Genomic DNA, 17,811 nt, shown 5'->3' with positions numbered 1-17,811 from the left:
AGGGCGGTTTTGCGATTGCAATCCGCGCGATAATAGTGGGAATATCGGCCAGTTTGCGGGCAAAGCGACCCGCACGACACCGCCTCGCATGCGGGGCGGCAACTACAAAGAAAGAGGATGAACATGCGTATTACGAAGCGTCTGGCGCTCGGTCTGACCGCCGCCGCGTTTGCGTTTGGCCTGGGAGCGGCCAACGCGCAGGAGACCCTGAAGATCGGCACCGAAGGCGCCTATCCCCCCTTCAACAACCTGACCTCCGACGGCAAGCTCGAGGGCTTCGACATCGACATCGCCAACGCGCTCTGCGAGGAGATGAAGGTCAAGTGCGAATTCGTCACGCAGGACTGGGACGGCATCATCCCGGCGCTGCAGGCCGGCAAGTTCGACGCGATCATCGCCTCGATGTCGATCACCGACGAGCGCAAGCAGAAAGTCGACTTCACGCACAAATACTATCACACGCCCTCGGCGATCGTCGTGCCCAAGGACAGCGACGTGAAGGGCGCATCCAAGGAGGATCTGGCCGGCAAGACGATCGGCGCGGCGACCTCCACGACCCATTTCAACTATGCCGAGAAGACCTATACGGACTCGACGCTGAAGGGCTATCCGACCAGCCAGGAATTCTTCCTCGACATCGCCAACGGCCGCCTCGACGCCGTTACCGACGACGTTGTCGTGCTGGACGAGTGGCTGAAGACCGCCGACGGCGCCTGCTGCAAGATCGCCGGCATGATCACGCCGGTGCCGGAGATCCATGGCGAGGGCGCCGGTATCGCCGTCCGCAAGGGCGAGACGGCGCTGGCCGACAAGTTCAACGCCGCGATCGATGCGATCCGCAAGAACGGGAAGTACAAGGAAATCAACGACAAGTACTTCACCTTCGACGTCTACGGCGGCTGAGCCGCATGAGTCCGGGTGCGGCGGCGGGCACTTTCCGCCGTCGCCTCCCATCCTGCTGTCCCGCCAACGGATGAAGCAAACGCGCTGATGCAGAGTGTCTGGACGCTGCTGAGCTGGGGGCCGGAGGGCTGGCTCGACGACATCGCCTATGGCGTCTTCATCACCGTCTCGCTCGCGCTCGCGACGCTTCCCGTCGGGCTCGCCATCGGCTTCGTCGTGGCGCTCGCCAAGCAGTCGAACGAACCCTCGCTCAGGCTCGCCGGCAACGTCTACACCACGATCTTCCGCGGCTTGCCCGAGCTCCTGACGCTCTTCCTCGTCTATTACGGCGTGCAGACGCTGTTGCAGAGCCTCGTGCACATGATCGACCCGACGGCGACGATCGAGGTCAACAGCTTCGTTTCCGGCATGGTGGCGCTCGGCGTAGTCTTCTCCTCCTACGCGAGCGAGGTCTTCCTCTCCGCCTTCCGCGCCATCCCGCGCGGCCAGTACGAGGGCGGCTTCGCCATCGGTCTGACCGGCTACCAGACCATGCGGCTGGTGATCCTGCCGCAACTGGTGCGGATCGCCCTGCCCGGCCTCGCCAATCTCTGGCTCATCCTCCTTAAGGACACCGCGCTGGTGTCCGCGATCGGCCTGTCCGACATCCTGCGGCAGAGCGGTGTCGCCGCCCGCGTCACCCGCGAGCCGTTCCTGTTCTTCGGCGTCGCCTGCCTCATCTATCTCGTGCTGGCCATCATCTCCTCCTTCGGCATCAACGCGGTCGAGCGTTCCGTCAGCCAGTCTGGAGCGCGCCGATGAGCGCCGTGTCGGACGCCGAAGCGCTGGATCTGCCGCCGCCCGTAGAGCGCGGTTGGCCGGGCAAGCGCATCGCCGGCTATATGCTGGTCGGGGTCTGGATCCTGCTGGGGCTCGCCCTCGTCGCCTATCTGGTCACCGCCTGGGATCCGGCGCTGTTCGAGCGCTATTCGGCCAACTACGTCTCCGGCCTCGGCGTCACACTGCTTCTCGTCGGCGTCTCCACAGTGCTCGGCGTACTCCTGTCGATCCCGGTAACGGCGATGCGGATGTCGAAAAACCGCGTCCTGTCGGCGATCGCCTACGCCTACGTCTATTTCTTCCGCGGCACGCCGCTGCTCGCCCAGACCTTTCTGATCTATTACGGCCTCGGCACATTCCGGCCGCAGCTCGAGATGGTCGGGCTCTGGACCTTCTTCCGCGAGGCCTGGTACTGCGCCGTGTTCGCCTTCACGCTCAACACCGCGGCCTATCAGGCGGAGATTCTGCGCGGCGCGATCGAGAGCGTCGGCAAGGGCCAATGGGAAGGTGCCGCATCGCTTGGCCTGTCGAAATGGCAGACGCTGAGGATGGTGATCCTGCCGCAAGCGCTCATCGTCGCGCTGCGACCCTACGGCAACGAGCTGATCCTGATGATCAAGGGATCAGCCATCGTCGCCATCATCACGGTCTACGACCTGATGGGCGTCACCCGGCTCGCCTATTCGCGCAGCTTCGATTTCCAGACCTACATCTGGGCGGCGATCATCTATCTTGCGATCGTCGAGCTGCTGCGCAATGTCGTCGAGCTGATCGAAAGGCGCATCACGCGCCACTTGAGGCGCTGACGCGCGACACCATCGACTTCAGGAGAATTTGACATGGCCAGCATCGCGTTTCTGGGACTTGGCGTCATGGGCTATCCCATGGCGGCGCATCTGAAAAACCGCGGCGGCCATGATGTCACCGTCTACAACCGCACAACGGCCAAGGCGCAGAAGTGGGTGGCCGAACATGGCGGCGCCTTCGCGCCGACCCCGGCGGCGGCTGCCGAAGGCAAGGACTTCGTCTTCGCCTGCGTCGGCAATGACGATGACCTCAGGCAGGTGACGCTCGGCGCAGACGGCGCGTTCGACACGATGAAGAAGGGCGCGATCTTCGTCGACAACACGACCGCTTCGGCCGAGATCGCGCGCGTGCTCGACGCCGAGGCCAGGGCGCGTGGCTTCGCGGCCCTCGACGCCCCGGTCTCCGGCGGCCAGGCGGGCGCGGAAAACGGTCAGCTCACCGTCATGGTGGGTGGCGATCCGGCGGTCTTCGAGACGGCGAAGCCGATGATCTCGTCCTATGCCAAGATGGTTGGCCTGATGGGGCCGGCGGGCGCGGGCCAGCTCACCAAGATGATCAACCAGATCTGCATCGCCGGCCTTGTCCAGGGTCTGGCGGAAGGCATCCATTTCGGCCGCAAGGCCGGGCTCGATATCGAGAAGGTGGTGGACGTCATCTCCAAGGGGGCCGCGGGCTCGTGGCAGATGGAGAATCGTCACAAGACCATGAATGCCGGCAAATACGATTTCGGCTTCGCCGTCGACTGGATGCGCAAGGATCTCGGCATCGTGCTGGACGAGGCCGACCGCAACGGCGCGAAACTGCCCGTCACCGCGCTGGTAGACCAGTTCTACAAGGATGTGCAGCAGATGGGCGGACGCCGCTGGGATACGTCTTCGCTGCTCGCGCGCCTGGAGCGCTGATGGCCGACCTGTCGAAAGGCTCGACCGCGCAGGAGGTCATCGCGCATCTCGGGACCCTCGGCTCGGAAGAGAACCGGCAGGGCATGAAGCGCTATGGCATCAGGATCGATCGGGCACTCGGCATTTCGCATGGCGAGCAGCGCCGCATCGGCAAGCTGATCGGCAAGAATCACGAACGCGCCTTCGAACTCTGGGCGAGCGGCATTGTCGAGGCGCGCTTCATCGCCTCGATCACCGCCGACCCGAAGCGCTTCACCGCCGCCGACGCGCGGGCCTGGGCAGCGGATTTCGATTCCTGGGACATCGTCGACGGGGTCTCGGACCTGTTCGTCGACAGCGACGCCTGGCGGGAGCTGATTGACGAATTCGCCGCGGACGAGCGCGAATTCGTCCGCCGCACCGCCTTTGCGATGATGGCCTGGTCGGTGGTGCACCGGAAGAAGGAGCCGGACGAGACCTTCCTCTCTTATCTCCCGCTCATCGAATGCCATGCCACCGACCCGCGCAATTTCGTCAGGAAGGCGGTGAATTGGGCGCTGCGCTCGATCGGCAAGCGCTCCATGCTGCTCAACGCGGCCGCCCTCGAAACCGCACGCCGGCTGGCCGAATCGCCCGATAAGACGGCGCGCTGGAACGGCAAAGACGCCATCCGCGAACTTACCGCCGAGAAGACGCTCGCCGGCATCGCCAGGCGGGAAGAAAGCAGGAAGGCCAGGCAGCGCCCTCTTCCAGGCCATTGACGCGCGCTTCGCGCGGCGCTTCAATCGACGTGTCGAAAGGGCTTTCCCGAATGGAAAACCTGCTGCGCGCATTCGCGCTCGCATGTCTTGCCATGATGCCGCAGGGGCTCGCCGCGGCTGAGGAGGGGCCACGGCCCGTCTCCTGGAAGCAACTTGCCGTCGCGCCCTCGGCGGCGGGGCTGGACGTGCGCCTCGACGGCTATCTGCTTCCCGTCGATCGCGAGAACGACCTCGTCTACGAGTTCCTCCTCGTGCCCTGGGCGGGCGCCTGCATCCACACCGCGGCGCCCCCGCCCAACCAGCTCGTGCGCGTCTCCCTGGCCGAGCCTTTCCGGCTGGAGGAGATCTACGAGGCTGTCACGGTTTCGGGCAGGCTGATCGCCGCCGAAGAGCGCCAGCAGGTGCTGATGATCGACGGTGTGAAGCAGCTCGACAGCGCTTACGCCATCGCCCGCGCAACGGTTGTCCACACGGCGGGCGCTCCGCCGCCGGCGGGAATTGGAAATCCCTGGCGAAGGCTCGCCAAATAGCCGTCGATCAGGCGTTCGCCGAATCCTTGTCGAGCACCATGTAGTCGAGCGGAAGCTCCGTCGTATATTTGATCTGCTCCATCGCGAAGGACGACGACACGTCGCGGATCTCGATCCTGGCGATCAGCCGCTTATAGAACGCGTCATAGGCCGCGATGTCGGGCACCACGACCCGGATCAGGTAGTCGACATCGCCGCTCATGCGATAGAACTCGACCACTTCCGGAAACTCCTGCACCACTTCCGAGAAGCGCTTCAGCCATTCGAGGCTGTGCGATGAGGTGCGGATCGAGATGAACACCGTCACCCGCGCATTCACCTTGACCGGATCGAGGATAGCGACCCGGCGGCGGATCACGCCTTCCTCCTCCAATTTCTGGATGCGGCGCCAGCAGGGCGTGGTGGACAGGCCGACCTTCTTCGCCACGTCGGCGACGGCGAGCGTCGAATCCTCCTGGAGGAGGCGAAGTATTTTCCGGTCGAGGCGGTCCATCGGGATTCTCCGGCAAGTTTTTTCTTTCAAATGCCAGATTCAGGAATGTCATTTCAAGGCAAAATCACACTTCGAAGAGCACCCATTGGAGGATGAAATTCCAACGGCTCAGAACCGCGCCCTCACTTCCGTCCTCAAAAGTGGCACGAGGTCGGCTTCGAACCACGGGTTGCGCCTGAGCCAGCCGGTGTTGCGCCATGACGGATGCGGCAGCGGCAGGACATGGGGGGCGGCACTCGCCTCGAAAATCTCACGCCAGCGCGCGACCGTCTCGGTCAGGCTGACGCCGCGCTGTTTCCCCATGTGCCAGGCCTGCGCATAGATGCCGATTGCCAGCACGAGATCGATCTGCGGCATCAGGTCCATCAATGGCCTGCGCCAGGCGGGCGCGCATTCGCGGCGTGGCGGCAGGTCGCCGCCCTTGGCATCCTGCCCCGGAAAGCAGAAGCCCATCGGCAGGATCGCAAACCGGTCGTTGTCGTAGAACTCCGCCCGCGTCACGCCGAGCCAGTCGCGCAGCCTGTCGCCGGAGCGGTCGTCGAAGGGAATGCCGCTGGCATGGACCTTCGTGCCAGGCGCCTGGCCCGCGATCAGGATGCGCGCCGTCGAGGACGGCCAAAGCACCGGCCGCGGCTCGTGCGGCAGAGGCTTGCCGAGCGGCGCGTCGCGGCAGATGCGGCATGCGCGGGCGTCATTCGCCAGCGCCCGCAGCCTCTGCTCCACGTCACGCCCCGGCGCTCGGCCGCGCCGCGATCGCCGCATACCAGCGCTTCAGATGGGTGAGCTCATCCGGCACGGTGATGCGCGCCGGCTTCAGGAAGTCCATCGAGACGAGGCCGGTGATGTCGGCCACCGTATATTCGTCGCCGGCGGCGAATTCGCGCGACGCGAGCTCCCGGTCGAGAAGATGCATGAATTCCAGCGCCTTCGGCTTGTTTGCCTCGCCCCATTCGGGGATCTGCGGGATCTCCCATTCCTTCATCGCCGGATGGATGTGGCGGAAGGCGTTGGCGACCACGGCGAAGAAGTTCAGCTCTATCCGCCGCTGCCACATCTCGACGCGCGCCTTGCCGAGCGCCCCGACGCCAAACAGCGGCGGTTCGGGATGCAGTTCCTCGAAATAGCGGCAGATCGCGATCGTTTCGGTCAGGATAGTGCCGTCGTCCAGCTCCAGCACCGGCAGGCGCTTCAGCGGGTTGAGCGAAGCGACGGGCTCCGACTTGTGGCCGAGCGCACCCATGTCGATCGGCACCAGCGGCACGGAAAGTCCCTTTTCCGTCAGATAGATGCGCACGCGGCGCGGATTGGGCGCGCGTCCGCCGTCATAGAGCTTCATGTCCTTCCTCCCGTTCGTCGATACCCGTTCGACTTACCAGCCGAGCACCTGCCTGATCCAGTTGAAAATCGTCTGCATGGCGCTGTGCTCGGCCTCGGCGACACCGCCCTTCAGCTCGCGCCAGGCGCGCGGCCGGTCGAATTCGCCGGCCCAGATGCCCTTGGCCGCCGCGCGCGCGGCCCGCTCGGCGTCGGCATAGTCGCCATAGGCGATCGCCCACCCCTCTTCGACAAGCCTGCGGTTGAGGTCGATGTCGCCGGCGCGGCAGACCGCGAGCAGGCGGTCGTATTTGTCCCGTTCCCAGCCCTCGCAGGCGACCGAGCGCCCGGCGACCAGTCGTTCGAGTTCGCGCCGCGACTGGCGCCCGCATGGATAGGACGCGCCGGCCCGGGTGCAGGTCTGGTCGTATTCCGGCGCGTCGATACCGCGCAGCCTGATCCTCTCGCCGGCCAGCGTGATCGTGTCGCCGTCATTGACGACCGCCCTGCCCTCCGGACGCACGGTCTGCGTCCGGTCAAGGCGGGCCGCGACCAGTGCAAGCGCCATGAACAGGACGAATGTCAGCGCGTATTCGGCATAGCGGCGGCCGGCACTTCGCCTGTAGGTTGCCCTGCGCGGCCGATAACGCCCGCCGCCTTGCATGCGTCTCATTTCGGGAAGGGTCTCTTAATCATTCGGAAGTAATTTTCCCTTTGGCATCAGAGACCTGAAATTCCGGCACCTTATGGCGCTCAACCGTTCGACGACGGCAGACAAGAATATTGTGGACCGCACGAAGGCGCACCGCAACAGCGAGGTCGCGCGCGCGGTGCGCAAGACGCGCGACCAGCTCGCGCAGAAGTCCGGCAATCCCGTCTTCGACCGTGAGTTGCTCAAGCACCATGCCCGCGCGACGCTGAACGGAGCGACTGCGATCCCCATCCTGGTCATGGCGATCGCGCTGGCGGGCATCTTCATCGGGCTGGGCGTCGACATCCTCGTCTGGGCGCTGATCACCGTGTCCTGCTACGCCGCGCTCGCGGTCGTCGCCCGCCGGACCGACCGCAGCGAGGCGCAGGCGATCGATGCCGAGAAGACCCGCCGCCTGTTCCTCGCCGCGCATGTCGTCTCCGGCCTCGGCTGGGCCTATTTCGCCACGCTGCACTGCGATGCCTGCCAGATCCAGCCGCTGCCGGTGGTCAAGGCGGTAGTGCTGCTGCTCGCTCTGTCGGCGACGGCGATCCTCGCCTATGCGCTGCGCGGCGCGCTTGTGGCCACATTCACGTTTCCGGTGCTCGTCTTCGCCGCGTTCGCCATCGACTACCGCGAGCCGGTCGAGGTGCTGATGGCCGGACTCGTCTTCGCCGCGCTGCCCTTCTTCATGTACGTCTCCACCCATCTCAACCAGTCGGCTTTGGCATTCCTGTCCTTCCGCACCGAGAAGGACTACCTGATCGCCGAGCTGGAGACGGCGAAATCCATGTCCGACGAGGCGCGGCGGCGCGCCGAGGACGCCAACCTCGCCAAGTCGCGCTTCCTCGCCTCGATGAGCCACGAGTTGCGCACGCCGCTCAACGCCATCCTCGGCTTCTCGGAGGTGATGGGAAGCGAGGTGCTCGGCCCCATCGGCAACGCCACCTACCGGGACTACGCCAACGACATCCATGCGTCGGGACAACATCTGCTCAACCTGATCAACGAGATCCTCGATCTCTCGCGCATCGAGGCCGGGCGCTACCGGCTGCACGAGGAGCCGCTCTATCTCGCCGAGACGGCCGAGGAGTGCTGCCACATGATGGAGCTGAGGGCCCGCGCCAAGGACATCCGCATCGTCCAGCAGTTCGAGCAGGGCCTGCCGCGGCTGTTTGCCGATGAGCGAGCCGTGCGCCAGGTCGCGCTCAACCTGCTCTCCAACGCGGTCAAGTTCACGCCGACCGGCGGCGAGATCCAGGTCAAGGTGGGCTGGACCGCAGGCGGCGGCCAGTATCTCTCGGTCAGGGACAATGGTCCCGGCATTCCGCCCGACGAGATCCCGGTCGTGCTCGCGGCCTTCGGCCAGGGCGCGATCGCCATCAAGAGCGCCGAGCAGGGAACCGGGCTCGGCCTGCCGATCGTCCAGGGCCTCGTCGCCATGCATGGCGGCGAGTTCGACCTGCGCTCGAAGATCCGCGAAGGCACCGAGGCGATCGCCATCTTCCCGCGCTCGCGCGTGATGGAAAGCCTGCCGGCCGTGCCGACGGCGCAGGGCGGACGCCGGGATTCCCGCGCCGCCTGATTTCTCTCAGTGATGGTGATGAGTTGCCGCGCGCGCCTGCGCCGCGAACCCCGCATGCAGCGCGAGCGCATCGCGGACGGTGGCCGTCGCCAGCGCCGCCGCCGTGCCCTCGCCCCCCGCCAGCCCTTCGCCCAGCAGCGGCACCAGTCCCAGCCGTTCCGCCGCACGCTGCCCGGCGCCCGCGGGCGCATCCGCCAGCATGCAATGCGCAATGGCTGCAGGATCGGCGGCCCACAGGGCAGAGGCGGCCGCGAGCGCCGTCACCCCGTCCAGGATCACAGGCACCTTCTCGACACGCGCCGCCAGGATGGCACCCGCCATGGCGGCGAACTCGCGTCCGCCGAGCGCCGCAAGCGCCGCCAGCGGATCGCCGAGCACCGCGCGATGGGTCCCGAGTGCGGCCGACACCAGTTCGGCGCGGCGCAGGGCATGATCGCCCTCCGGCAGCCATTCGGCCGGATCGCCGCCGTGGAAGGCGCAGAACAGTGCCGTCGCGACCGTCTCGTCGCCGGTCGAGGCGATCGATCCGGCCAGCACGCAGTCGGCCCCGCCGGCGATCGCCTCCATGCCGAAGGCCATGGTAGCGGCCGCGTTGCGCTCGTCCATCGCCGGCGCTGTCGAGATATCGCCAGTCGGCAGGTGCAGCGCCAGGTCGTAGACCTTGAGCCCGATCATGTTCGCCGCGCAGAGATGGCTCACCGGCGCGTCGCCCGAGCCGCAGGCGGCGACGGTCGCGAGCGTCGCATCCATCCGCCGCGACGAGATGCCGTGGCGGGCAATCCCGTGCGCGCCTGCGAACAGCGCCAGCGACGGCCGGCTCATCGACGGCCGCCCGCCGGTGACGGCGGCGATCAGCGCCGCGACGTCGGCGAGGCGGCTCTCGCCCGCCCCTTGCGTCTCGAACAATTGGCGCGCTGCGCCCCCCGCCTGCGCGTCCAGCGCCGGCATGCGCTGCAGCAGCGCGCGGAAATCGTCGAGCGGATGTTCGGTGGACATGAGCGGACCCAACTTGTTCGAATGGCGCGCTCTAACGCGTCGACCGCCGCAGCACAATGAGGCCAACGGCATAAGCGCGGGGCCTTGCATCGACCGGTCGATTGGCCCACATCCTTGTCAACCGCACAGGACGACGCCTTGGCTGCCATCGAATCCCCCTGCATCCTGGTCTGCTCGATCGACATGAAGACCGGCTACTGTTTCGGATGCGGCCGCACGCGCGACGAGATCGGTGCGTGGCTCTCCATGACGCCGGAGACGCGCCGCGCCGTGATGGCCGAGCTCCCCGCGCGGCTCGAGACGGTCGAGCGGCGCCCCCGGCGCGAAACCCGGCGCAGCCGCCTAGCGCGCGAACGGGCGGAAGGCCTCTGACATGGACCGCGTCTGGTGGTTCGTCGCAGCCGTCATGGCCGCCGGCCTCGTCTTCCTCGTCTTCGGCGGGTCCGGGCAGGCTCTGAACATGGCCGACCAGGATTTCGGCCGCCTGCTCTATCTCGGCATCTTCGGCGCGGTGGTGGCGTCCGGCATCCTCGGCTCGGGCATTCCGATCGGCACGGTTGGGCGCAGCCTTGCGATGTGGCTGGTCATCATCGTCGCCTTCATCGCCGTCTACCAGTTCCGCTACGAGTTGCAGGACATCGGTAGTCGGCTGACCGCGGGCCTCATTCCCGGCAGCCCGATCTCGATGACGGCCTCGGACGGCAGCCGGACCGTGCTCCTCGACAAGCAGGGCGACGGCCATTTCCAGGCGCGCGCCGAGGTCGACGGCAGGAGCGTGCGTTTCCTCGTCGACACCGGCGCCACGACCACGGTGCTCACCAGCGCCGACGCGGCCAGCGCCGGCTTCGACATCGGCGCGCTGTCCTTCGACATCCCGATCTCGACGGCCAACGGGATGACGCGCGCCGCCCGCGTTACCGCCGATGAAATCCGCGTCGGCAACATCGTGAGGCAAAGGCAGGTCGTGCTCGTGGCCCAGCCCGGCGTGCTGGACACCAGCCTGCTCGGGATGAGCTTCCTCAACTCGCTGTCGGGTTACGACGTGCGCGGCGACCGCATGGTGCTGATCGACTGACGCTCTTCGTCAGGCCGCCTCGCGGCCCGCTTCGCCTTCGACGGCCGCATAGGCGCGGCGGATAACGTCCGGCCCTGCGCCCGGCCGCGTCGCCTCGGTCGACAGGATCTGGCGGAAGCGGCGCGCGCCCTTTCGGCCATGGAAGAGCCCCACCATGTGCCGCGTCACCTGTCCCAGCTTGCCCCCGGCCGCGATGTGCCGCCCGGCATATTCCGCCATCGCCTCGATCAGAGCCTCCGGATCGAAGGCGCGCGCCGGCGCGCCGTAGAAGCGCGCATCCACCTCCGCAAGGATGTCCGGCGTATGATAGGCGGCCCGCCCGAGCATCACGCCGTCGACATGGGCAAGATGCGCCTCAGCCTCATCCAGCGAGTGAATTCCACCGTTTATGCCGATGAACCGGTTCGGATATTTCTGCTTCAGCCGATAGACCCGGCCATAGTCGAGCGGCGGGATGTCGCGGTTCTCCTTCGGGCTCAGGCCTTCCAGCCAGGCCTTGCGCGCATGCACCCACAGTGCGTCGGCCCCGGCGGCGAACACCGCTTCCGCCATCGCGTCGAGCGCGACTTCCGTGTCCTGCTCGTCGACGCCGATACGGCATTTCACCGTCACCGGCACGTCGACCGCCCGCTTCATCGCGGCGACACCTTCGGCGACCAGCCCCGGCGTGCGCATCAGGCAGGCGCCGAACGTGCCCGACTGGACCCGGTCCGACGGACAGCCGCAATTGACGTTGATCTCGTCATAGCCGAAGTCCGCCCCGACCCGCGCTGCCTCCGCCAGCTTCTGCGGATCCGACCCGCCAAGCTGCAAGGCGACCGGGTGCTCGACCGCATCAAAGCCAAGCAGCCGCTGACGGTCGCCATGGATCACCGCATCGGCCACCACCATCTCGGTGTAGAGCAACGCATGCCGCGACAGCTGTCGATGCAGCAACCGGCAATGCCGGTCCGTCCAGTCCATCATCGGTGCGATGGCAAATCTATGTGATTGATATGTCATGTTTTTTTAAGCAGTAATCATGAGCGACTACGCCTTTGTGCGCTCCGATGCCTGATATGAGAGCGACACCGAAAGCGATATCCACCAAGGCAAAGCACCGGCACCAAAGCGCGTCCAGGGATCAACAATCTTGGCGATCTTATAGACCTTCGCGTCGACAACATGAAGGCCGTTGGACGAGCTGCAGCTGTTTAGCCTCGAGAGCCTGAAACGGACTCGGCAAGTACGACGAGGTGATCCAGATCAGGCGACTGATCGACACTGTCAGCCTTCTCGAGTGTCCTGCCGGTCATTCCCTCGACTGGCGGATGGCCTCTGCCTCCTGCACGTCGATCGAGCAGAGTAGATCGCCGGTCGGGCTGCGCACCCGCACCAGCCAGCCGGAGAGCGCATCCGTGCCCGGCTCCAGGTCGGCCAGGAGATCGATCGCGCAGCGAACCGCCTCCTCGCGCGCGGCTTCGAAGCTTGGCATACTGGACGGAGGAACCTGTCGGCTACCCTCCCCGTCACGATACTCGAAAATGTAGACACCGCCGTTCTCGTCGTTCGCGGCAGTGACGGCGACCTCGTCGAAATTGCCGTTGCTCTGGATGTCGTAATCGTTTGCCGCGAGATCGAATGTGGCGGTCTGAACCAGGATCGCCCGTGCGCGGTCGAGTACCGCCGCGTCGTTGCCGGCCTCGGCCTGCGCCATGTCGACGGTGACGCAGTCCCCGTCCTCCCCTCGGAAGAAGACGCGCAGGACGGGTTCCCCAGTCGACGTGGTGGCACGTTCGACGTCGGTGCGAATGATCTGCATGAGAGCCTCCCGGGATGCCTCTCCGGCTACAGTTGGACCGCCATCTCCCGGCTCCAGAGACGGAGCCTCCGGCAGGATTCGATGAACTTGGCCACGGATTTCGGACTGTCGAGACCGATGAAGCCCTCGTCCACTTTCGGATCGACGCCGGCCCGTTCCAGCAACGGGAGGGCCCCGTCGGAGAAGCCGATGAATTTGCAATGCGCGAAGGCATCGGCGACGAAATCACGCGCTGCGGCCTCGCCGGCCAGGCGTTCGGCACCTTCCTCGGAGAGGATCAGCCCTACGGCATCAAACAGGACGGACGGCCCACCGTCGATCATGTGCTTGGCTTCGATCCAGCTGCCGTCCGCCGCCTCGACGCCGCCGACCTTCGGCGCAACGACTTCCATCACTGCGCCCTCCTTCTCGATCGCCGACTGCAACCTCTTCAGCAACGCCGCGTCGGCGCCGGGGCTCACGAGCACGCCGACCTTCCTGCCTGCGAAACTCTCCGGTCCATTCTCGATGATGCTCAAGGCTGGCGAGGGCAGGAGATCGTCGCGCGGCGGAACCGCCGCATCGGCCGGCTTGGGCAGCTTCGTGATACCCAGCTTGTCGGCCACCGCGCTGCCCAGCGTCTCGTCGATATTGAGCAGATGCGCGATCATCCGCTCGCGGATGACAGGGTTCTCGCACTTGCTCAATTCGAAGGTCAGCGCCATCACGATGTGCCGCTGCTCGGTCGCCGTCTGGCTGATGAAGAACTGCCTCGCCTGGCTGTAGTGGTCGGCAAAGCTTTCCGGACGCAGCCGGACCTTCTGACCCTCCTCGGGGTTGGCGAAAGTCGGAAAGCCTTTCACCGGGCTTTCCCTCGGCCCGTCGCCCCACGAGTTCGGCTGATAGTTCACCCGTCCGACCGGGTTGCGCATGGCCATGTGCCCGTCCTGCTGGAAATGGTGGAACGGGCATTTCGGCGCGTTGATCGGGATGTGTGTGAAGTTGGGGCTGCCGAGCCGCTTCAGCTGGGTGTCGAGATAGGAGAAGTTGCGGCCCTGGAGCAGCGGGTCGTTGGAGAAGTCGATACCGGGCGGCACGTTCTGCGTCATGAACGCGACCTGCTCGGTCTCGGCGAAGAAGTTGTCCGGCATCCGATCGAGCACCAGACGCCCGACCGGCACGGGCGGGAGGACCTCTTCCGGGATGAGTTTGGTCGGGTCCAGAACATCGAAGTCGAAGCTGTCGGCAAAGTCCTGGTCGAAGAGCTGCAGGTTGAGCTCCCATTCAGGGAAGTCTCCTGAGGAAATGGCATTCCAGAGGTCGCGGCGATGAAAATCCGGGTCGGCGCCATTGATCTTCACGGCCTCGTTCCAGACCACAGACTGCATGCCGAGCTTCGGCTTCCAGATGAACTTGACGAAAGTGGATTCGTTCTTGGCGTTCACCAGCCGGAACGTATGCACGCCGAAGCCCTGCATGAACCGGAACGAGCGCGGAATGGCCCGGTCGGACATGACCCACATGACCATATGCATCGATTCAGGCGTCAGGCTGATGAAGTCCCAGAAATTGTCGTGCGCGGACTGGGCCTGAGGAAAGGCGCGATCGGGCTCCGGCTTCACGGAATGGATGACGTCCGGAAACTTGATGGCATCCTGGATGAAGAACACCGGGATATTGTTGCCGACAAGGTCCCAATTGCCTTCCTTCGTGTAGAACTTGACGGCGAAGCCGCGCACGTCGCGCGCCAGGTCGAACGAGCCCTTCGAGCCTGCCACCGTGGAGAAGCGCACGAAGACAGGCGTCCTCTCGCCGGCCCGCTGGAAGATATCGGCGCGCGTATAGGCGGCGAGGGATTCATAGGTCTCGAAAAACCCATGGGCGCCATAGCCGCGGGCGTGGACGACACGCTCGGGAATCCGCTCGTGATCGAAATGGAAGATCTTCTCGCGGAAATGAAAATCCTCGATCAGCGTCGGCCCGCGCTGACCGACCTTCAGTGTATTCTGGTCGTCGGCCACCGGGCCTCCCTGGGCGGTGGTCAGGACCTCGGTGTCGCCGCCGGCGATCTGGTGAAGTTCCCCTCCGTTTCCTCGCACGAGCTTCTGATCATGGATGGTCGCGGACCTGTCCGTCGACTGTCTAGACCTCTTGGCCATTCTTGTTTCCTCCGGAGGATGTGCGGCTTGGCAGTTCTCCCACAATGCTGCGATGCTCGTTTCGGTTCCTGCGTGCGAGCGATCGACGAGTTCGTGCGTGAGGCCCGCCCTGCTCTACCTTCCGGCCAGCCAGGCCTTCCAAGCGGTCACGTCCGGAAAATGGCATCGAGCGTTTGGCTGGAACCTCGCCTGCCGCCGGTTTCGCGGGCCCCTGTTCGGACGCGCGCCGTCTGCCAAGTCGTAAGGTTCTATGCGATCTGTTTCGTCTTCAGATCGAGGATCATCTTCGGTCCGCATCGCGGACGGAATGGGGACTGTCGCCCACTGAGCCTCCCCGGTTCCAGAAGCTCGAGGGCGGAGGTGGCGGCGGGCTTTTATGAAAGCGCGCGCCCTTCACCCACAGCTTCAGCGCCTGCCAGTGGATGGCGGCTGTCACCTTCAGCGTCATCAAAGGGAAGCGAGCCAGACAGCCAAGAAGGGTCGAGTCGTTGAACGGCCGCGCTTTGCCGACGAAGGTCGCCGCCAGCAGCGGGGTCTCGCCCTCCGACTCGTGAATTCTGATCCGAACGACCCGGCCTGGGGGCAGCACCCGAAAATTGTATCGAGCATCCATGCCCACAAAAGGCGAGACGTGCAGCACCTTGGAGCATGTCTGGCGAATTCCGGCGGGCCCCGCATCACCCGGCCGCACCGGAGCCACATAGGCGTGGCGTTCGCCGAACGTGTTCCGCACTGCATAGATCAGTGCCAGCAGACTGCCGTTCTCATCATAGGCAAAGTAGACGGAGATCGGGTTGAACACATAGCCCAGGATCCGCGGATAGGAGAGCAGGAGCACACGCTCGGCCGGTCGCTCAAACCCTGCCTGCGTCAGCAGGCGGTCCGCGAGTTGCCGAAGCGTCTCGCCCGGCCGCTCGGCATGATCGCTTTCCTTGAAGGAGACCACCCCCGGCCGGTTCACCGACAACAGCCGCGACGCGCCGTCGAGTTCGTCAAGTCTGTCCAGATCCACAAGCAGCGAGAACACCGAATAGGTAAAGCGGTGACCGAACGGCTTCAGCCGCTGGTGCATGACTTCGCCAACGTAAAGTGTCCCGGCGTTTGCCGGCGGCGCACCATTCGCCGCCACGGTCGAGACGGGTGACGCGGTCATCCTTCGCCTCGCATCCTGCTGTATGCCGCCAGGGCGCGCTGTCGCGCCTTCGCGTGGTCGACGACAGGCCACGGATAGGTCTTGCCCAGCGTCACGCCCGCCGTATCCAGCACCGAGGCCGCGGCTTCCCATGGCCTATGCAGCACACGGTTCGGCAGCCCTGCGAGTTCGGGGATCCAGCGGCGAACATACTGCCCGTCGGGGTCAAACTTCTCGCCCTGCAGCACCGGGTTGAAGATCCGGAAGTAGGGCGCCGCGTCCGCGCCGCTACCCGCGACCCACTGCCAGTTCGCGGGATTGCTGGCCGGATCTGCATCCACCAGCGTGTCCCAGAACCAGCGTTCGCCCTCGCGCCAGTCAATCAGCAAGTGCTTCGTCAGGAAGGAGGCGGCGATCATGCGCACGCGGTTGTGCATCGTGCCTGTCCGCCACAGTTCGCGCATTCCCGCGTCGACAATCGGGTAGCCCGTCTGGCCGCGCTGCCATGCGCGCAGGGCACTTTGATCGGTCACCCATGGGAAATTATCAAAGGTCGGCTGGAAGTTCTTCTCGTGAAGCCGCCGATTGTGGAACAACAGATGGTAGCAGAACTCGCGCCAGCCGATCTCCTTCCTGAACTTGGCGATATCGGAGCTGGACGCTTTCCTGGCACGCTCCCGGAGGGCGGCGAGTATCTGATGGGGGGTTATCTCGCCGTGTGCGAGGTGCGGCGAGAGGCGCGAGGTGGTCTCGCGTCCAGGGAAATCGCGCCCGTCCGCATAAGCATCCAGCCCACCTGAAAGGAAGTTCTCGAGACAGGCATGCGCACCCTCTTCGCCGGGTGTCCAGCTTTCCCTTAGTCCGCCGGCCCAATCGGGCGAAGTCGGAAGCGGAAGCAACTCGTTGATGTGCTGCGACGCAATCTTGCCGCTGTAGCCGTTCAGTTTTTCGGGTGCGTCTACCGGATCGCGCGGTTCCGTCCCTCCTGAAAGCGCCTGCCAAAAGGGCGTAAATACCTTGTAGAAACCGCCGGCACGGGTAACGAGGCGAGATGGCTCGTGCAGCAGGTGGCCGTCGAAGCTCTCGACGCGCAGGCCGCGCTCGCGCAACTCCTGTTTCAACCTGGCGTCGCCTGCACTGCCGCCTTGGTCGTAGCGCCTGTTCCAGAATACGGCGTCTGCGCCGCTCTCATCCAGTAGATCGGTGACCGCGGACCGCATCCGATCGCGCCGCAGCACCATCCGCGCCCCAAGTTTGTCGAGCCGCTGAACGAGCGTTTCCAAAGAGTTGCGGAGCCACCATCGCGAAGCGGCGCCGGGCTGCCGCACCCCTTCGCTTTCCTCGTCAAGGATATAGACGGCAATCAGCGGCTTGTGCGTCGCGGCCGCGGCCGAGAGCGCACCATTGTCGCCCACACGCAGGTCGTTGCGAAACAGCACGAGTGCCGGCTTGGCGTGCGTCTCAGTGCGAGAATTCACTGTGCAGGCGTCCAGCTCACATCCCGGCACAGCAACCGGCCGAGCAGGCAGCCGCGGGTGACGAGCCGGCCATTCTTCTTCTCGATGGTGATCGAATAGGTGCGGTCGCGCTTGCGGTCATACGCGGTCCCGACGAGCTCACCGTTCGATTCCGGCTTGACGGTCATGACAAGCATGTCGCCGACCTCTTCGCCGCCGCTGCTGTCGCCGATCCACAGATTGGTGGCACACAGGGCCTCACCGCAGGACGCTATCTTGACACGAGCGTTGCCGTCGTCGCGCAGCCATACGCCAGCGGGATCCGTCCCTTCGCCCGCGGCAAGGGATGCGCCTGCCAGCACAGTCAGGGAGATTGTCGCGAGAGCCAGGTTCTTCATGACCATTCGTCCTGTTGCGCTGTTCATACG

20 protein-coding genes are annotated in these 17,811 nt (G+C 65.3%); 9 read left to right on the top strand and 11 right to left on the bottom strand.

Annotated elements, in window-relative coordinates:
- The first annotated feature begins 123 nt into the window (after positions 1-123).
- From B9Z03_RS17155 to B9Z03_RS17130, 6 genes are all read left to right on the top strand, one after another.
- Entirely contained in the window at positions 124-903 is a 780-nt protein-coding gene (locus B9Z03_RS17155) for an ABC transporter substrate-binding protein (RefSeq protein WP_085467717.1), read from the top strand.
- Between the two features lie 87 nt (positions 904-990).
- Positions 991-1,704: an ABC transporter permease gene (locus tag B9Z03_RS17150; protein ID WP_085465321.1), complete on the top strand. Its 714-nt coding sequence runs from the start codon at positions 991-993 to the stop codon at positions 1,702-1,704.
- On the top strand, positions 1,701-2,528 hold the full coding sequence (locus B9Z03_RS17145; protein WP_085465320.1) for an ABC transporter permease: 828 nt from the start codon (positions 1,701-1,703) through the stop codon (positions 2,526-2,528). The genes B9Z03_RS17150 and B9Z03_RS17145 overlap by 4 nt, the downstream gene beginning before the upstream one ends.
- A gap of 33 nt (positions 2,529-2,561) precedes the next feature.
- The gene (locus B9Z03_RS17140) at positions 2,562-3,431 is read left to right on the top strand and encodes an NAD(P)-dependent oxidoreductase (RefSeq protein ID WP_085465319.1); all 870 of its coding nucleotides are present in this window, start codon (positions 2,562-2,564) and stop codon (positions 3,429-3,431) included.
- A complete protein-coding gene (locus B9Z03_RS17135; protein ID WP_085465318.1) occupies positions 3,431-4,171 on the top strand; it encodes a DNA alkylation repair protein in 741 nt (246 codons plus the stop codon). The genes B9Z03_RS17140 and B9Z03_RS17135 overlap by 1 nt, the downstream gene beginning before the upstream one ends.
- Before the next feature lie 50 nt (positions 4,172-4,221).
- The gene (locus tag B9Z03_RS17130; RefSeq protein WP_085465317.1) at positions 4,222-4,701 is read left to right on the top strand and encodes a DUF3299 domain-containing protein; all 480 of its coding nucleotides are present in this window, start codon (positions 4,222-4,224) and stop codon (positions 4,699-4,701) included.
- Positions 4,702-4,708: 7 nt separating this feature from the next.
- Here B9Z03_RS17130 and B9Z03_RS17125 read toward each other — a convergent pair whose 3' ends face one another.
- The 4 genes from B9Z03_RS17125 to B9Z03_RS17110 all read right to left on the bottom strand — a co-directional run bounded on the left by B9Z03_RS17125 (position 4,709) and on the right by B9Z03_RS17110 (position 7,181).
- Positions 4,709-5,194 carry an Lrp/AsnC family transcriptional regulator gene (locus B9Z03_RS17125; protein ID WP_085465316.1) on the bottom strand — a complete coding sequence of 162 codons (486 nt, stop codon included), beginning with the start codon at positions 5,192-5,194 and terminating at the stop codon, positions 4,709-4,711.
- A gap of 108 nt (positions 5,195-5,302) precedes the next feature.
- On the bottom strand, positions 5,303-5,917 hold the full coding sequence (locus B9Z03_RS17120) for a uracil-DNA glycosylase family protein (protein ID WP_244561770.1): 615 nt from the start codon (positions 5,915-5,917) through the stop codon (positions 5,303-5,305).
- 1 nt (position 5,918) lies between these two features.
- A complete protein-coding gene (locus B9Z03_RS17115) occupies positions 5,919-6,530 on the bottom strand; it encodes a glutathione S-transferase (protein ID WP_085465314.1) in 612 nt (203 codons plus the stop codon).
- Positions 6,531-6,563: 33 nt separating this feature from the next.
- Entirely contained in the window at positions 6,564-7,181 is a 618-nt protein-coding gene (locus tag B9Z03_RS17110; RefSeq protein ID WP_085465313.1) for a thermonuclease family protein, read from the bottom strand.
- Positions 7,182-7,254: 73 nt separating this feature from the next.
- Between B9Z03_RS17110 and B9Z03_RS17105 the strand changes: the two genes are divergently transcribed.
- Complete coding sequence (locus B9Z03_RS17105) at positions 7,255-8,784, top strand: sensor histidine kinase (RefSeq protein ID WP_085465312.1); 1,530 nt, start codon at positions 7,255-7,257, stop codon at positions 8,782-8,784.
- Between the two features lie 6 nt (positions 8,785-8,790).
- On the opposite strand, the gene B9Z03_RS17100 is transcribed toward B9Z03_RS17105, so the two are convergent.
- On the bottom strand, positions 8,791-9,780 hold the full coding sequence (locus tag B9Z03_RS17100) for a nicotinate-nucleotide--dimethylbenzimidazole phosphoribosyltransferase (protein WP_085465311.1): 990 nt from the start codon (positions 9,778-9,780) through the stop codon (positions 8,791-8,793).
- Positions 9,781-9,918: 138 nt separating this feature from the next.
- On the opposite strand from B9Z03_RS17100, the gene B9Z03_RS17095 reads away from it, so the two are divergent.
- On the top strand, positions 9,919-10,152 hold the full coding sequence (locus tag B9Z03_RS17095; RefSeq protein WP_085465310.1) for a DUF1289 domain-containing protein: 234 nt from the start codon (positions 9,919-9,921) through the stop codon (positions 10,150-10,152).
- A gap of 1 nt (position 10,153) precedes the next feature.
- Positions 10,154-10,855 (top strand): TIGR02281 family clan AA aspartic protease, encoded by a 702-nt coding sequence (locus tag B9Z03_RS17090; RefSeq protein WP_085465309.1) that lies wholly within the window; start codon positions 10,154-10,156, stop codon positions 10,853-10,855.
- A gap of 9 nt (positions 10,856-10,864) precedes the next feature.
- On the opposite strand, the gene dusA is transcribed toward B9Z03_RS17090, so the two are convergent.
- From dusA to B9Z03_RS17060, 6 genes are all read right to left on the bottom strand, one after another.
- Positions 10,865-11,857: a tRNA dihydrouridine(20/20a) synthase DusA gene (dusA, locus tag B9Z03_RS17085; protein ID WP_085465308.1), complete on the bottom strand. Its 993-nt coding sequence runs from the start codon at positions 11,855-11,857 to the stop codon at positions 10,865-10,867.
- Positions 11,858-12,146: 289 nt separating this feature from the next.
- Positions 12,147-12,656 carry a DUF6894 family protein gene (locus tag B9Z03_RS17080; protein ID WP_085465307.1) on the bottom strand — a complete coding sequence of 170 codons (510 nt, stop codon included), beginning with the start codon at positions 12,654-12,656 and terminating at the stop codon, positions 12,147-12,149.
- A 26-nt stretch (positions 12,657-12,682) separates the two neighbouring features.
- Complete coding sequence (locus tag B9Z03_RS17075; protein WP_085465306.1) at positions 12,683-14,794, bottom strand: catalase; 2,112 nt, start codon at positions 14,792-14,794, stop codon at positions 12,683-12,685.
- 280 nt (positions 14,795-15,074) lie between these two features.
- Positions 15,075-15,947 carry a DUF1365 domain-containing protein gene (locus tag B9Z03_RS17070; RefSeq protein WP_085465305.1) on the bottom strand — a complete coding sequence of 291 codons (873 nt, stop codon included), beginning with the start codon at positions 15,945-15,947 and terminating at the stop codon, positions 15,075-15,077.
- Positions 15,944-17,404 (bottom strand): cryptochrome/photolyase family protein, encoded by a 1,461-nt coding sequence (locus B9Z03_RS17065; RefSeq protein WP_085465304.1) that lies wholly within the window; start codon positions 17,402-17,404, stop codon positions 15,944-15,946. The genes B9Z03_RS17070 and B9Z03_RS17065 overlap by 4 nt, the downstream gene beginning before the upstream one ends.
- Positions 17,401-17,781, bottom strand: coding sequence for a DUF2147 domain-containing protein (locus tag B9Z03_RS17060; protein WP_139832297.1), 381 nt, complete (start codon positions 17,779-17,781; stop codon positions 17,401-17,403). Before B9Z03_RS17060 ends, B9Z03_RS17065 begins: the two co-directional genes overlap by 4 nt.
- Between the last annotated feature and the right edge of the window lie 30 nt (positions 17,782-17,811).

The sequence above is a fragment of the Mesorhizobium australicum genome, assembly GCF_900177325.1.
Classification (GTDB): Bacteria; Pseudomonadota; Alphaproteobacteria; order Rhizobiales; family Rhizobiaceae; genus Mesorhizobium_A; species Mesorhizobium_A australicum_A.
Note: the sequence above shows the minus strand (reverse complement) of the source record. Positions and strands in the feature narration are given on the sequence as shown.